Source organism: Azospirillum griseum (assembly GCF_003966125.1).
GTDB classification, from domain to species: Bacteria; Pseudomonadota; Alphaproteobacteria; order Azospirillales; family Azospirillaceae; genus Azospirillum; species Azospirillum griseum.
The window spans coordinates 124,249-137,786 of record NZ_RXMA01000013.1 but is presented as its reverse complement, the minus strand read 5'-3'; the positions used below and the strand labels follow the sequence as shown (position 1 = coordinate 137,786).

Annotated in this window: 13 protein-coding genes and 1 tRNA gene; 4 read left to right on the top strand and 10 right to left on the bottom strand. The window is 66.0% G+C overall.

Annotation, left to right across the window (positions count from 1 at the left end; translation table 11 throughout):
* Positions 1–141: 141 nt before the first annotated feature.
* Both EJ903_RS15070 and EJ903_RS15065 read left to right on the top strand, forming a co-directional pair.
* Positions 142–218, top strand: a tRNA-Met gene (locus EJ903_RS15070).
* A 197-nt stretch (positions 219–415) separates the two neighbouring features.
* Positions 416–1,480 (top strand): transglycosylase SLT domain-containing protein, encoded by a 1,065-nt coding sequence (locus tag EJ903_RS15065; RefSeq protein ID WP_126616857.1) that lies wholly within the window; start codon positions 416–418, stop codon positions 1,478–1,480.
* Positions 1,481–1,519: 39 nt separating this feature from the next.
* Here the strand turns inward: EJ903_RS15065 and hpaI are convergent, their stop codons facing one another.
* From hpaI to EJ903_RS15015, 10 genes are all read right to left on the bottom strand, one after another.
* Positions 1,520–2,341 carry a 4-hydroxy-2-oxoheptanedioate aldolase gene (gene hpaI, locus EJ903_RS15060; RefSeq protein ID WP_126616855.1) on the bottom strand — a complete coding sequence of 274 codons (822 nt, stop codon included), beginning with the start codon at positions 2,339–2,341 and terminating at the stop codon, positions 1,520–1,522.
* 16 nt (positions 2,342–2,357) lie between these two features.
* Positions 2,358–3,161, bottom strand: coding sequence for a 2-oxo-hept-4-ene-1,7-dioate hydratase (hpaH, locus tag EJ903_RS15055; RefSeq protein ID WP_126616853.1), 804 nt, complete (start codon positions 3,159–3,161; stop codon positions 2,358–2,360).
* 9 nt (positions 3,162–3,170) lie between these two features.
* On the bottom strand, positions 3,171–3,557 hold the full coding sequence (locus EJ903_RS15050) for a 5-carboxymethyl-2-hydroxymuconate Delta-isomerase (RefSeq protein ID WP_126616851.1): 387 nt from the start codon (positions 3,555–3,557) through the stop codon (positions 3,171–3,173).
* Between the two features lie 41 nt (positions 3,558–3,598).
* Complete coding sequence (hpaD, locus tag EJ903_RS15045; RefSeq protein ID WP_126616849.1) at positions 3,599–4,447, bottom strand: 3,4-dihydroxyphenylacetate 2,3-dioxygenase; 849 nt, start codon at positions 4,445–4,447, stop codon at positions 3,599–3,601.
* Between the two features lie 50 nt (positions 4,448–4,497).
* Positions 4,498–5,253, bottom strand: a complete 756-nt coding sequence (locus EJ903_RS15040; protein ID WP_126616847.1) for a fumarylacetoacetate hydrolase family protein — start codon at positions 5,251–5,253, stop codon at positions 4,498–4,500.
* Positions 5,250–5,915, bottom strand: coding sequence for a fumarylacetoacetate hydrolase family protein (locus EJ903_RS15035; RefSeq protein WP_126616845.1), 666 nt, complete (start codon positions 5,913–5,915; stop codon positions 5,250–5,252). Before EJ903_RS15035 ends, EJ903_RS15040 begins: the two co-directional genes overlap by 4 nt.
* Before the next feature lie 7 nt (positions 5,916–5,922).
* The gene (locus EJ903_RS15030; RefSeq protein WP_126616843.1) at positions 5,923–7,254 is read right to left on the bottom strand and encodes a TRAP transporter large permease; all 1,332 of its coding nucleotides are present in this window, start codon (positions 7,252–7,254) and stop codon (positions 5,923–5,925) included.
* Positions 7,251–7,808: a TRAP transporter small permease gene (locus EJ903_RS15025; protein WP_126616841.1), complete on the bottom strand. Its 558-nt coding sequence runs from the start codon at positions 7,806–7,808 to the stop codon at positions 7,251–7,253. The genes EJ903_RS15030 and EJ903_RS15025 overlap by 4 nt, the downstream gene beginning before the upstream one ends.
* Before the next feature lie 24 nt (positions 7,809–7,832).
* A complete protein-coding gene (locus EJ903_RS15020) occupies positions 7,833–8,879 on the bottom strand; it encodes a TRAP transporter substrate-binding protein (protein WP_126616839.1) in 1,047 nt (348 codons plus the stop codon).
* A 137-nt stretch (positions 8,880–9,016) separates the two neighbouring features.
* Positions 9,017–9,781, bottom strand: a complete 765-nt coding sequence (locus EJ903_RS15015; RefSeq protein ID WP_210211450.1) for a class II aldolase/adducin family protein — start codon at positions 9,779–9,781, stop codon at positions 9,017–9,019.
* A 767-nt stretch (positions 9,782–10,548) separates the two neighbouring features.
* Here EJ903_RS15015 and EJ903_RS15010 point away from each other — a divergent pair.
* Together EJ903_RS15010 and EJ903_RS15005 are read left to right on the top strand one after the other, a co-directional pair.
* A complete protein-coding gene (locus EJ903_RS15010) occupies positions 10,549–11,694 on the top strand; it encodes a hypothetical protein (protein WP_210211449.1) in 1,146 nt (381 codons plus the stop codon).
* Positions 11,695–11,882: 188 nt separating this feature from the next.
* On the top strand, positions 11,883–13,529 hold the full coding sequence (locus EJ903_RS15005; protein WP_126616835.1) for a peptide ABC transporter substrate-binding protein: 1,647 nt from the start codon (positions 11,883–11,885) through the stop codon (positions 13,527–13,529).
* The last annotated feature ends 9 nt before the right edge of the window (positions 13,530–13,538 follow it).

The window sequence follows — 13,538 nt, the reverse complement described above, 5'->3', positions numbered from 1 at the left end:
AAAGCCTCTGCGCCGATGGTACTGCGTCTTAAGGCGTGGGAGAGTAGGTCGCCGCCAGGTCACTCAGGCACACGAGAAACCACACACACATCAACACACCAACTCAAGCGCCCGTCATCCTCACTCACCAAACCCATCGCCCGCGGGGTGGAGCAGCCCGGTAGCTCGTCAGGCTCATAACCTGAAGGCCGCAGGTTCAAATCCTGCCCCCGCAACCAAATCTACAAAAGCCCCTGAAAGCATTCCGCTTTCAGGGGCTTTTGCTGTGCGCAGAATCGCCGACGAAGCGCCTTCAGGATTGTCAGCAGGCACCCGGGGGCAGCGGGCAGGAGTTTACGGGGCGGTCCGAATATGCAATCGTCCCCCGCCAGTCCGGCCATCACCAAGGCCGTCGACCCAGCGAAATGAGGGATCCGTGCGTCGCGTTACACCGCTTCTGGTCAGCGCCGTCCTGTCGGTTCTGGTGGCGTCCTGCGCCAGTGGGCCGCGCACCGTGTCGCAGGCCGACATCGATTCCTCGGTCGCGGAAGCGTCCAAACGGTTCGACATCCCCGAACTGTGGATCCGCGAGGTCATCCGCCAGGAAAGCGGCGGGCGCACCATGATGAACGGCAAGCCCATCGTCAGCAAGGCCGGGGCCATGGGGCTGATGCAGCTGATGCCCGGAACCTATGAGGAGATGCGGCGCAAGCACGGCCTCGGGTCCGACCCGTTCGATCCGCACGACAACATCATCGCGGGCACGGCCTATCTGCGCGAGATGTACAATCTGTTCGGCGCGCCCGGTTTTCTCGGGGCCTACAATTGCGGGCCGGGCTGCTACGGCGATTATCTGGCCGGAAAGCGCAGCCTGCCCGGCGAAACCAAGCGTTACATCGCCTCGGTCGGCCCGCGTCTGAACCGCACCACCGCGCCCAACGGGGCCGACATCGTGGTGGCCACGGCGGCGGACAGCGCGCCCATCGTCGCCACGCCCGCCCCGTCCTACAGCGCGCCAGCCTACAGCGCCCCGGTTGCGGACAGCGCGCCGCCGCCCAGCTACAGCCCGCCACCGTCACCCGGCCGGTCGTCGGTGGCGGTGGCGGCGCTGCCGCCGCCCACCCCAAGCGTGTCGGCCCCGGCCTCCACGCCGGTCCCGTCCGCGCCGGTCACGCGGGTGATCGCCCCCGACACCTCCCTCCCCGCCGCCCCGGCCACCGTGTCCACCGCCGCGCTGCGCGCGGGCGCGACCGGGGCCTGGACCGTGCAGCTTGGTGCCTTCCGCTCCGCCGACGACAGTTCGCGCGTGATCGACCGCGCCCGCCGGTCGCTGCCCGGCATGCTGTCGCACACGCAAAAGATCGTGCAGGCGGTGGACACCCAGACCGGGCCGCTCTACCGCGCCCGCCTGTCGGGGCTGTCGCAGAAGGACGCGGCGGCCACCTGCTCCGGGCTGGTCGATCTGGGCATGGCCTGCTTCGTCGTCGCCCCCGGGGCGTAAGCAAGGACCGGCGGGGGCGACGACGGACGCCCCCCGGACTCAGTACCCCCCGCCGGTGTTTGCCCCGCCGGTGCTTGGTGTCGGCGCGGGCGCGTCCCGGAAGCGGGCGGCGAGCGCGCTGGTGGCGCGGGCGTACAGCGTCGCGTCCACCCCGACCCCGACGAACAACGCGCCAGCGGCCAGATAGGCTCGGGCCACCGCCTCGTCGGTGGCGAGCACGCCGGGGGCCTTCCCGGCGCGACGGACGCGGGCCATGCCGTCTTCAATCGCGGCGCGCACCGTCGGGTGGTTCGGTTGCCCGCGCAGCCCCATGGAGGCCGACAGGTCCGACGGGCCGAAAAACACGCCGTCCACGCCGGGAACCGCCGCGATGGCGTCGAGATTCTCCAGACCGCGCACGCTTTCCACCTGCACCAACAGGCAAATCTCGCCGTCGGCCTCGTCCAGATAATTCGGGACGCGGGTCCAGCGCGAGGCGCGGGCCAGCGCGCTGCCGACACCACGCACCCCGTCGGGCGGGTAGCGGGTGGCGGCGACCAGCGCCGCCGCCTGCTCGGCGGTGTCCACCATCGGGATCAGCAGCGTCTGCGCGCCCAAATCCAGCGTCTGCTTGATGATCGCGGTGTCGCCGATCACCGGGCGGACGATGGGATGGCTGCCGGGATAGGCGGCGATGGCCTGCAATTGGGCCAGCACGCTGCGCAGATCGTTCGGCGCGTGCTCCCCGTCGATCAGCAGCCAGTCGAACCCGGCCCCGGCGGCGATTTCGGCGCAATAGGGATCGGCCAGCCCCAGCCACAGGCCGAATTGCGGCGTTCCCGCCGCCAACGCCCGTTTGAACGCGTTCTCCGGTGTCTTCATCGCGGCACGCTCTCCTTTACACGAAACGGAAGCCGATGGACCCGAAGGGGCCATAGTCGCAATGAAAGGTATCACCGGACCGCACCGGAACGGGACGGGTGAAGGATCCGGCCAGGATGATTTGTCCCGGCTCCAGCGCCACCCCGTGCGGGGCGTATTTGCGGGCCAGCCAGGCCAGACCGTTGGCCGGATGGTTCAGCACCCCGGCCGCGACGCCGGTTTCCTCGATCACGCCGTTGCGATGGAGCAGCGCGGCGGCCCAGCGCAGATCGGTGTCGAACGGGCGCATCGGCCGACCGCCCAGGATGATCCCGGCGTTGGCGGCGTTGTCGGAAATCGTGTCCATCACCGTGCGCGGGCGCTTGCTGTCGGGGTCGATGCGGTGGCAACGGGCGTCGATGATCTCCACCGCCGGAACCACGCAATCGGTGGCCGACAGCGCGTCGAACAGGGTGACGTTCGGCCCCTCCAACCGGCTTTTCAGGATGAAGGCCAATTCCACCTCCACCATCGGCACGATGAAGCGGTCGAGCGGGATGTCGCCGCCATCGGGAAAGACCATGTCGTCGAGCAGCGCGCCGTAATCCGGCTCGTTGATCTGCGAGGATTGCTGCATCGCGCGGGAGGTCAGGCCGATCTTGTGCCCGACCAGCCGACGCCCCTCGGCGATCTTGGCGGCGACCCAACAGCGTTGGATGGCGTAGGCGTCCTCAATGGTGATATCGGGATGGTCCAACGAGATCTGGCGGGTTTGCGTCCGGCTCTGTTCGGCCTGATGCAGACGGGCGGCGGCGGCCTGGATGGCGTCCGGGGTCAGCATGGCGTGTCCTTACTTCGTGTATCGGGCGTGGATGTTGTTCTGCTTCCAGGTTCCGGCCTCGCTGAACTCCTGGATTTCCAGCGACAGGGCCAACGGGCGGCGGGCGTACAGGGCGGCGAAATGCGCCGTGACCATGGCGAACAGGGCGTCGCCTGCCGCCTGCTTCTGCTCCGCGCTGCGCCCGGCCCCGATCTTCAGGGTCAGATGGACGAAGGCGTCGTCCGCCGTGCCATCGGCCACGCAGTAATCGGTCAGGCGGATGGCGCGCGAGCGGATGCCACCGATGGGAAACACCCCGGTCTGCGCGATCAGCGCGGCGTTGGCCTTGCGCAACAGTTCGGGAATGGCGGCGTCTTCGCCCAGATTGTCGGTGTGTTCGACGATGAGATGCGGCATGTCGAGGGCCTTTTCGTGACGGGGATGGATGGTCGCAGCCCTCAGACCGAAAACACCGCGTTGATCTGCCCGGTGCCCGACGATGGGAAATAGGGCGTCACGATGTCCACGCTGCCCCGGTACTGGTCCCAGCCCAGCGCGCCGAACAGCATGGCGGTGTCGTGCATGTTGCCCTCGCCCCAGCATTTTTCGGCGTACATCGGCAGCATGGCGGTGAAGGTCGCCCAATTGCCCTGCGTCCACAGATCCACCACGCGGCGGTCCACCTGCTCCAGGAAGGGATCCCACATCTTGTGCAGATACTCTTCCGACACGCCGTTCTGCGCGAAGCGGTGGGACAGCGAACCGCTGGCGAAGATCGCCACCGTGCCGTCATAGCGCTCCTCGATCGCCTGGCGCACGGCGCGGCCCAGGGTGGCGCTGTCCTTCAGATCATGCACGGTGCAGAGCGCGGAGACCGAGACGACCTTGAAATGCTGATCCGCGTTCATGTAGCGCATCGGCACGAGCGTGCCGTATTCCAGCGACAGGGTGGTGTCGGAATGGGCGCGGGTGCGCACCCCGGCAGCGGTGACGGCGTCGGCCAGCAGATGCCCCAACTCCGGATTGCCGGGATAGGCGTAGGGCAGATTCTTGATGAAGTGCGGCAGTTCGTTGCTGGTGTAGACGCCCTCGAAACGCGGGGCGCAATTGATGTGATAGCCGGAATTCACCAGCCAATGGGTGTCGAACACCACGATGGTGTCCACGCCCAGGGCGCGGCAGCGGCGGCCGATCTCCTGATGCCCGGCGATGGCAGCGGCCCGGCACCCCTTGTGCGGGCCGTCCAACTCCGACAGATACATCGACGGCACATGCGTGATCTTGGCGGCGAGAGCGAGCGTTCCCATGGCGTTCCTCACATTGTTCTTTGGGGTGGCGTTCTTTGGGAGAAGGGTGGTCAGCGGTCGCCGACGATGGTGTTGTCCAGACGGCCGATCCCCTCGATCTCCGTCACCACCTGATCGCCGGGCCGGACATCGGCCAGACCGTCCGGCGTGCCGGTCAGGATCACGTCGCCCGGCGACAGGGTCATCAGGGAGGAAAGATAGGCGATCAGGTGCGGCACGTCGAAAATCATGTCGCGCGTGCTGCCGGACTGGGTTTCCGTGCCATTGACCAACGTCCGCAGCCGCAGATCCATCGGGTTGGGCACGTCGGCAGCGTCCACCAGCCAGGGACCGAGCGGCGTCGCCCCGTCGCGGTTCTTCACCCGCAGATTGGGCCGGTAGTAGTTTTCCAGATAGTCACGGATGGCGTAATCGTTGGCCACGCTGTACCCGGCGACCACCTCATAGGCGCGCGCGCGCGGCACGTCGCGCGCGGTCTGGCCGATCACCACCGCCAGCTCGCATTCGTAATGCATGAAGGCGACCCCGGCGGGGCGGGTGGTGGTGGCGCGGTGGCCGGTCAGCGCGTTCGGCCCCTTCAGGAAGACCAGCGGCGTTTCCGGCGGCTTGAAGGCCAGCTCCTTCGCGTGGTCGGCGTAATTGAGACCAAGGGCGAAGATGGTCCCCGGCTCGACCGGCGGCAACCACGCCTCCACCGCGTCGGCGGCGATGACACGGCCATCGGCCAGACGCAGGGCCTCGCCCTCCGGGGTGGCGGCGGTGGCGGCGTGGAGGGTTCCCTCGTACCGGATGCGGGCGTGTTTCATGGCGTGGCGTCTCCGATCCGAATTTCCAGCGGGGCAAAGCCGTCGATCTCCAGCGACACGCGGTCGCCGGGACCGGCCTGTGGTCCGTTCAGCGCGATGCCCAGCGTCAGCGCATCGCCCGCCCGCAAGGTCATGAAGGCGGTGACATCGGCCAGCAGCCGGGCCGCCGGGCGCACCAGATCAGACAGGCGGCGTTCGGCCACGACCGTACCGTTGACCCGGGTGCGCAGGGTGAGCGCGGCCAGATCGCCCCCCCGGTCAAACGGGACCACCGGCCCCATCGGGCAGGAGCCATCAAAGCAGCGTTCGCGCACCGGCGGGCGGTACACCACCGGATTCGGCAGGCTGACGTCCAGCACCGGGCGCAGGCCCGCCACGGCGTCCAGCGCGTCGGCCTCCGTCACGGCGGTGGCGTCGCGGCCCATCACCAACCCCAGCGTGGCGGCCAGCTCCAGCCGGTCGGCCCCGTGCGGCGGGTGGACAATTGCCCCCGGCCCGGCGTGGGTGTTGCGGGGCTTGATGTAGAGCACCGGGGCCTTGGGCGGGGCGGCGTAGGGCGCGTCGCTCAGGGCCGCTCCAAGCCGTTCCAGCGATGGATGATCGTTCAGGATCACGCCGTACAGCGTGCCCGATCCTTGCGGTATCAGGGAATGCAATGTCATGGGGGTCTCAGCCTCCGATCACGCGGACCAGCCACAGGCAGACGCCCGGGCAGAAGACCAGCAGCAGGATGCGCAGCAGGTCCGACGCCAGGAAGGGCAGCACGCCCAGCGCCGTTTCCCGCATCGGCACGCCCTTGGCCAGCCGGTTGATGACGTACAGGTTCATGCCGACCGGCGGATGGACCAACCCGATCTCCACCACCATCAGGGCGAGGATGCCGAACCACACCGACTTGTCGGCCACCGACAGGCCGAAAAACTCCAACCCCATAACCATCGGGTAGAAGATCGGCACGGTCAGCAGGATCATCGCCAGCGAATCCATGACGCAGCCCAACAGGATGTAGACGCCGATGATGGTGAATAGCACCAGAAGCGGCGGCATCCCGCTGTCGCGCACCCAGGCGGCCAGCTCCACCGGCATTTGCGACACCGCCAGCGCCGAGTTCAGCAGATCGGCCCCGATCAGCACCAGGAAGATCATGGCGGTGGCCTGCGCGGTCCCGTAGACGCTGGCGACCAATTCGCGCCAGCCCATGCCGCCCGACAGCAGGGCGATCAGCCCGCAGGCGGCGGCCCCGATGGACGCGGCCTCGGTCGGGTTGGCCCAGCCGTCATAGATGCCGACGATCACCACCAGAAAGACCAGCGCCACCGGCAGCACGTTGAGTTGCGCCCGCAGCCGCTCCCCCCACGGCACCGGCGCGCTGGCCGGACCGGCGGCGGGGTCGCGCCGGACGATCAGCGCGATCACCGCCAGATAGCCGAGCGCGGCCAAAATCCCCGGCACCACAGCGGCGACGAACAGCTTGCCGATGGATTCCTGCGTCAGCACCGCATAGACCACCAGCGGCACCGACGGCGGGATGAGGATGCCAAGCGTGCCGCTCGCCGCCAGCGTGCCGGTGGCCAACCGCCCGGAATAGCCGTGGCGCTGCAACTCCGGCAACGCCACTTGCCCCATGGTCGCGGCGGTCGCCAGCGACGAGCCGCAGATCGCGCCGAAGGCCGCGCAGGCCGCCGTGGAGGCCATGGCCAGACCGCCGCGCCAATGGCCGATCAACGCCCCCGCCGCCTTGAACAGCGCCCGCGACAAGCCGCCGTGGGTGGCGAACTGGCCCATCAGCAGGAACAGCGGGATCACCGACAGGTCATAATTCGACAGCCGGGCAAAGGTCAGCGTGTTCAGGGTGAACAGCAGGGCGGCACTCTGCCCGCCATTCATGGTCAGATAGATTCCGGCCCCGGCGATGAACATGGCCACACCGATGTGCACCCGCAGCGCCAGCAACCCCAGCAACCCGCCGAAACCAATCAGTCCGATGGCCGTGCCGCTCATGACAGCGCCTCCGTCAGACGGGGGGCGGGGGTGGTCAGGTCGCGCCAGCCGCGCACCAGGGCGCACAGCGCCACCAGCGTCAGGCTGGGCAACATCGCCGCCATCGGCAGCCACAGCGGCAGGCCGAGCAACGGCGTCACCTCCGCCGCCTCGCGGATGTCGAGCGTTTGCAGCCCGGTCCGCCAGGCCAGCAGCAGGGCGACCAGCCCCAACAATAGATCGGCCAGCGCGTCGAGCGCACGGCGCACCGCCGCCGGGGCAAAGTCGCTGAAGAAATCAACGCGCAGATGCTCGCCCAACGTGGTGCAGAGCGGCAGCAGCGCCGACGCCGCCACCGCCGTGCCGACCTGCATCAGCTCGACATCGCCGGTGATCGGGGCGTTGGCCAGCTTGCGCCCGACGATGGACACCAGCGACAGGCCGATCAGACCGATGAACAGACCGCCCCCGGCCAGCGCGAAGCCGCGCGCGGTGGCCAGCAGCGCCCGGTCCAGACCGCGCGCCGAGATATCGCTGGGCGTTCCCCGAGGATCCTGTGGGACGGGTTCCTGCATGATGGGTTCCTCCGGTCACACGGATCAGCGCGCGGCGAGCGCGCGGGCGGCGGCCACCAGCGCGGCCCCGTCCACCCCGCGCGCGCCGATCTCCTTCACCCACTCCTCTTCCACCACACGGGCGGCGGCGCGCATGGCGTCGTAATCCGCCTGGGTCTGGACGACGACCGCACCGCCTTCCGCCACCACCTTTTCCTTGGTGGCGGCGATCACGCCGTCCCACACCGCGCCAAAGCGCTCCACCAGCGGCGCGCCGCTGTTGCGGTCGATCACCGCGCGGATGTCGGGCGGCAGGTCGCTGTAGCGGGCCTTGTTCATCAGCAGGGCCAGAACCGTGCTGGCGTAATAGGGTTGGCCCTTGGGCGGGTCGGAATGGAATTTGGTGACTTCCTGGAGCTTGGTCGGCGTCACCACCTCCCACGCCGACATGGCACCATCGACCACCCCCTTGGCGATCGCCTCCGTCACCTGGGCCGGGGGCATGTTGACCGGCGTGCCCCCCAGCGCCAGAACCGTCTTGGCGCTGATGCGGGTGGGGGCGCGCATCTTCAGCCCCTTCATGCTGTCCGGCCCGGCGATGGGCTTGGCGGCGGTGTGGAAGGTGTCGCCGCCGTTGGAATGGAGCGCCAGCACCTTGTAGGCCTCGAACTCCTTGGCGGCGTGGGCTTGGAAGAAATCCCAGACCGCGCGGCTGCCAGAGGTGGCGTCGCGCACGATGAAGGGCAGCTCCATCGCCTCGATCACCGGGAAGCGCCCGGTCGAATAGCCCGGCGCGGTCCACACGATGTCCGCCACCCCGTTCTTGGCGAGATCGACGAGTTGCCCCGCCGTGCCGCCCAGTTGCAGGGCCGGGAAGATCTGGCATTTGATCTGGTTGTTGGAGTCGGCCGCCAGCGTGGCGCACCAGGGTTCGATCACCTGCTTCTGCGCCGGAGCACCGGGCGGCAGAAAATGGGCGATCTTCAGCGTCACCGTCTCGGCCCGGGCCAGCGTGGGCGGCAGCAGAGGGGCGGCGAGCGCAACGGCCAGGGTCAGACCGCCGACGGTCCGGGAGAAGGCAAGGCACGTCATGGGGTTTCCTCCGTCTGGTTCCGCCCGGCCACACCGCTGTCCGGCGGCCAAGGGCGGTATTTTTGTTAACGCGTTAACTATCTGGTTGCGCGATTCCCGCCCGGCGGCGGTCGCCGCCGGTGTCCCGGATGGGCGCGTCAGCGGCGGTAGGTGGGATCGACGCGGTCGACGATCCGTTGCAACGCGGAAAAGGCGTCCTGCCCCGCGCCGAATTTCGGATCGAAATTCAGCGAATCGCGCACGCATTTTTCCAGGACCGCGACTGGAATCGGCGTCGCCTCCCCCATCGATTGGGTGGCGAGCTGCACCTCGCAGGCGCGGGTGAACAGCCACATCAGGGAAAAGGCCTGTGGCAGCGAGAATCCGATGGTCACGGGGCCGTGGTTGCGCAGCATCAGCACCGGCTTGCCCTGGGCGCTGGCCAGGATGCGCGCCCCCTCGTCGCGGTGAACGGTGATGCCCTCGAACTCATGATAGGCGATCTTGCCGTAGAGCTGGGCGGCGTAGAAGTTGGTGAAGCTCAACCCGTCCTTCAGGCAGCAGACCGCCTGCGTCGGCGTGGTGTGGACGTGCATCACGCAATGGGCGTCTGGCAGGGTGGCGTGGATCGCCCCGTGGAAGGTGAAGCCCGCCGGGTTGATCGGCCAATCGGAATGCCCGACGATCGCCCCATCGGCATCCACCTTGACCAGATTGGACGCGCAGACCTCGCTGTAATGCAGCCCGAAGGGATTGATGAGGAAATGGGCGTCCGGCCCCGGCACCCGCAACGAAATGTGGTTGTAGATCAGCTCGGTCCAGCCGAGATGATCGAAGATGCGATAGGCGGCGGCCAGTTGGACGCGGGCCTCCCATTCCTCGGGGCTGAAGCGGGCGGGGCGGGTGAAGGCGGAGTCGGTCATTCCCGTCATATCCTCTGTGCAGCGGCGGTGCGCGGGTGGCCTGGGATTGGGGTTTGTTCTGTTGTTAACGAGTTAAACATTAACATGTTAATCAGTCAAGCGAAGGATTCGCTGGGCGATCAAACCGTCTGCGCGTTGGCGGCTCCGCCTATGGCGTCCCGGCGCCGGGTGAAGACGGAGGGCTTCCTGGAACAGCCGTTGGTCCAGGGAAAGAACCTGCGTTGGGTGATGGATATCGTGCAGGAACCCGGGCAAAACATCAGCCCGGCTCCCCAGAGGGGGTGTTCGTCTCCACCCCCTAGGGAAAGCCCCGATCCACAGAAAATGTGATGGGCCACTCTTGAAAACCGCAGCTCCAATCGCCAAGGGAAGGGTGTTTTGGGAAATCCACACCGTGCAAGGAAAAGAATTTCAGCGCGGCAAGAAAAACAAAAATCAGCGAAAGGTCGAAGATATTCATAAGAATTGCAAATTAATTCTAATATAATGAGAGATTGGCGAAAACAATACCGCTGGTTATTTAAGTAAAAAATTAGTAATTATCGAGAATCTCGTGTTTGATTTTGACGAAATTGTAATCAAATGGTTAATGTTTGTGTCCGGTCTTTTGCGGGCTGTAGACCCCTAAAATTTAATATGATTGTATGGCTGCCGAAAGCGCTTGTGCGATTGCGCGCCGTCCCGTCGGTCAGGCTCCGCTCCCATCACGAGGAACCCCCATGGATCCAATTTCGCTTCTTGCGGCTCTTGCGACCGCGTTTGGCATCATGTCCGCTGATGCGGTGATGCACGCGGACAGCGTCAACGTCAGCCTGTATGTGCCCGATGACATCGCCAAGACCACCGCACGGGGCGATGTGATGGAGGACATGTTCATCTCCAAGATGCAGGAGATCAGCGATGTCAAATCCTATTTCGGGCGTCCGAACGTGCAGTCCAACCGCGCCCGCACGCTGGGCGTGGTGCTGGCCCGCGCCCTGAAGGTGGAGGATTTCGCCGCCGCCGTGCAGCACACGTTCGGCATGAAGACGGCCTCGGTGCTGGGCAGCTTCTCCAAGGACGACAAGGAGGGCAAGATCCAGCTCGTGGCCATGGTGCGCGACCCGGACGAGCCGCCCTTCCCGCTGGTCATCAAGCGGGGGGATGGTGAACCGATCACCAACATGGTCGGTCGCGCCGCGCAGGAGGTGATGGAGCATCTGGCCCCCTACATCACCACCCTGTATCTGTTGCAGAAGGGGGATGAGAGCCACGATTACACCCAGGTTGACGATCTGATCGGTCGCGAACTGGTGGCCTACGCCTCCAAGAGCCACGCCAAGGAGCGCGCCTCGATCCTGAACGTCGCGGGCATCGTCGCCCTGCACAAGGGCAACCTGCCGGAAGCCGCGCGCCTGTTCGAGGAGTCGGACAAGGCCGACCCCGATCTGCTGATCCCGCGCGTCAACCGCGCCTTCGTCATGCTCGCCACCGACCATGAGACGGAGGTTGAATCCTATTTGAAGCCGACGATCGACGCGGCGCGCTACCAGCGCGCCTACATGCTGCTTGCCGCTGCCGACCTGATTCGCGCTGGGGCGCACATGAGCGCCCGCAAGTTCGATCTGGCCGAAGCCGCGCTGGACGACGCCGAATATTGGGACCCCACCAGTTCCGTCGTTCCGGCGTTGCGCGCCGAGGTGAAGCAGGAACGGGGCGATGTTGTCGGTGCGATGAAGTACAAGGCCAAGGCCAGCGCCAACCTCGACAATTTCGAAACTTTTCCCGAGTTGGCTGGTCTTTACTATCACATTTCCTGGCGCAAGGGCGAACCGCTGCGCCGCAACGAGTTGAAGCAGGAGATGGCCCGCGCGATCCTCACCTCCTCCAGCCTGGCAGCAAAACCCGCTGCCGAGGCCCAAAAGACGAAATGACGACGCTCCGTGCCCCAACCGCTGGTCCGGGGCGCGTCGGCTGCGGCGGTCACGGGTTAAGTCTTTTGGATTGTTGGCCTGTTTGGGCCTACGGTGCGGTTGTCTGAGTGGGGTGGCTCATGCATACTGAGAAATGTTCGACTGAGAATCCGCCCGCAAACCGTCATATTATTATCGGAGGAGAGACGATGAAATCGATCGTCCGCTGCGCTGGCACGGTGGCCGCGATCTGGCTTGGTGCCAGTGTGGCAACGTCCTCGATCGCCTTGGCCGAAACCGTGTTCAACCGGGGCAACGGCGGCGAACCGTCCACGCTCGACCCGCACGCCACGGACGGCCGCATCGAATCGAACATTTTCCGCGACCTGTTTGAAGGTCTGGTGGTTTACGGTCCCGATGGGCGTTTCATGCCGGGTGTGGCTGAATCGTGGGACGTCTCTCCCGACGGGTTGGTCTACACCTTCCATTTGCGCAACAACGCCAAATGGTCAAACGGCGACGCGCTGACGGCGGAGGATTTCGTTTACAGCTTCCGCCGCGCCGTGGCACCGCACGCCGGTGCATCCGCCGCCAATCTGCGGATGATCGAGGGGGCCGATGCCGTCATGGCTGGTGGTGCGGCGGACAAGCTGGGCGTGAAGGCCGTCGATCCGGCGACCCTGCGCATCACGCTGGTGACGCCGACGCCCTTCTTCCTGGGCGTCCTCAGCTCCGACAACATGGCGCTGCCGGTGCACAAGGCGACCGTTGAAAAGAACGGCGACAAGTGGACCGAAGCCGGCAAGATGGTGTCGAACGGGGCCTACACGCTGGTCGAATGGCAGCGCGGCAAGCCGGTGGTTGTCACCCGCAACGCCAATTACTACGCCAAGGACTCGGTTTCCATCGACCGCGTGCTGTTCCATCCCATCGCCGATCCCGGCGAAGAGATGGCCTTGTACCGGTCGGGCAAGTTGGATGTCACCAATGAGGTGCCGCAGGATCAGGTCAAGTGGATTTCGCTGAGCCAGCCCAAGGAATTCTGGAACAAGCCGTTCCTGGCAACCTATTACTACGCGCTGAATTTGACGGCAGAACCGTTCAAGGGCAACCGCAACCTGCGCAAGGCGCTGTCGCTGGCGATCAATCGTGAATCCATCGTGGAAAAGGTGACGCGCGCCGGTGAAATGCCCGCCTATGGGCTGGTTCCGCCGATCGTTCCGAATTACCGCCGCCCGCTGCCCGCCTTTGCCGCCGAACCGATGGAAACCCGTTTGGAGGAGGCCCGCCGCCTGTTTGCCGACGCCGGTTATGGCCCGGCGCAGCCGCTGAAGCTGGAAATCCTCTACAACACCTCGGAAAACAACCGGGTGATCGCCGAAGCGGTGATGGCCCAATGGACCCGCGCCTTTGGCAAGGGCCTGCTGGTTTCCAGCGTCAGCGCGGACCGGACCGAGTATCTGAAACGCCGCGCCCGCCGCGACTTCCAGGTGGTCCGTGCCGCCTGGATTGGTGATTTCGCCGATCCGACGGTGTTTCTCAATCTGATGCTGTCCACCGCGCTGCCGCCGCGCAACGACCCTGGTTATCGCAGCGCCAAGTTCGATGAACTGCTGGCCAAGGCATCGACCACCACCGAGGTGTCGGAACGTTCGACCCTGCTGTCGGAAGCGGAAAAGCTGATGACGGAGGATTACCCGATCATCCCGATCTATCATTGGGCGACGAAGTCGCTGGTCAGCCCGAAGGTGAAGGGCTGGACCTTCAACATCCGCGACGTCCATCCCAGCCGTTTTGTGTCCATCGTCGAGCCGAAGGTCCCCGCCGGCGGCAACAAAACCTCAGCCTTGAACTGAGCGCAGGAG

What these genes read in the sequence shown, in the direction of transcription:
- hpaI (WP_126616855.1), bottom strand. Translation starts at nt 2,341, where the DNA reads ATGAAGACACCGGAGAACGCGTTCAAACGGGCGTTGGCGGCGGGAACG.
- hpaH (WP_126616853.1), bottom strand. Translation starts at nt 3,161, where the DNA reads ATGCTGACCCCGGACGCCATCCAGGCCGCCGCCGCCCGTCTGCATCAG.
- EJ903_RS15050 (WP_126616851.1), bottom strand. Translation starts at nt 3,557, where the DNA reads ATGCCGCATCTCATCGTCGAACACACCGACAATCTGGGCGAAGACGCC.
- hpaD (WP_126616849.1), bottom strand. Translation starts at nt 4,447, where the DNA reads ATGGGAACGCTCGCTCTCGCCGCCAAGATCACGCATGTGCCGTCGATG.
- EJ903_RS15040 (WP_126616847.1), bottom strand. Translation starts at nt 5,253, where the DNA reads ATGAAACACGCCCGCATCCGGTACGAGGGAACCCTCCACGCCGCCACC.
- EJ903_RS15035 (WP_126616845.1), bottom strand. Translation starts at nt 5,915, where the DNA reads ATGACATTGCATTCCCTGATACCGCAAGGATCGGGCACGCTGTACGGC.
- EJ903_RS15030 (WP_126616843.1), bottom strand. Translation starts at nt 7,254, where the DNA reads ATGAGCGGCACGGCCATCGGACTGATTGGTTTCGGCGGGTTGCTGGGG.
- EJ903_RS15025 (WP_126616841.1), bottom strand. Translation starts at nt 7,808, where the DNA reads ATGCAGGAACCCGTCCCACAGGATCCTCGGGGAACGCCCAGCGATATC.
- EJ903_RS15020 (WP_126616839.1), bottom strand. Translation starts at nt 8,879, where the DNA reads ATGACGTGCCTTGCCTTCTCCCGGACCGTCGGCGGTCTGACCCTGGCC.
- EJ903_RS15015 (WP_210211450.1), bottom strand. Translation starts at nt 9,781, where the DNA reads ATGACCGACTCCGCCTTCACCCGCCCCGCCCGCTTCAGCCCCGAGGAA.
- EJ903_RS15010 (WP_210211449.1), top strand. Translation starts at nt 10,549, where the DNA reads ATGTCCGCTGATGCGGTGATGCACGCGGACAGCGTCAACGTCAGCCTG.
- EJ903_RS15005 (WP_126616835.1), top strand. Translation starts at nt 11,883, where the DNA reads ATGAAATCGATCGTCCGCTGCGCTGGCACGGTGGCCGCGATCTGGCTT.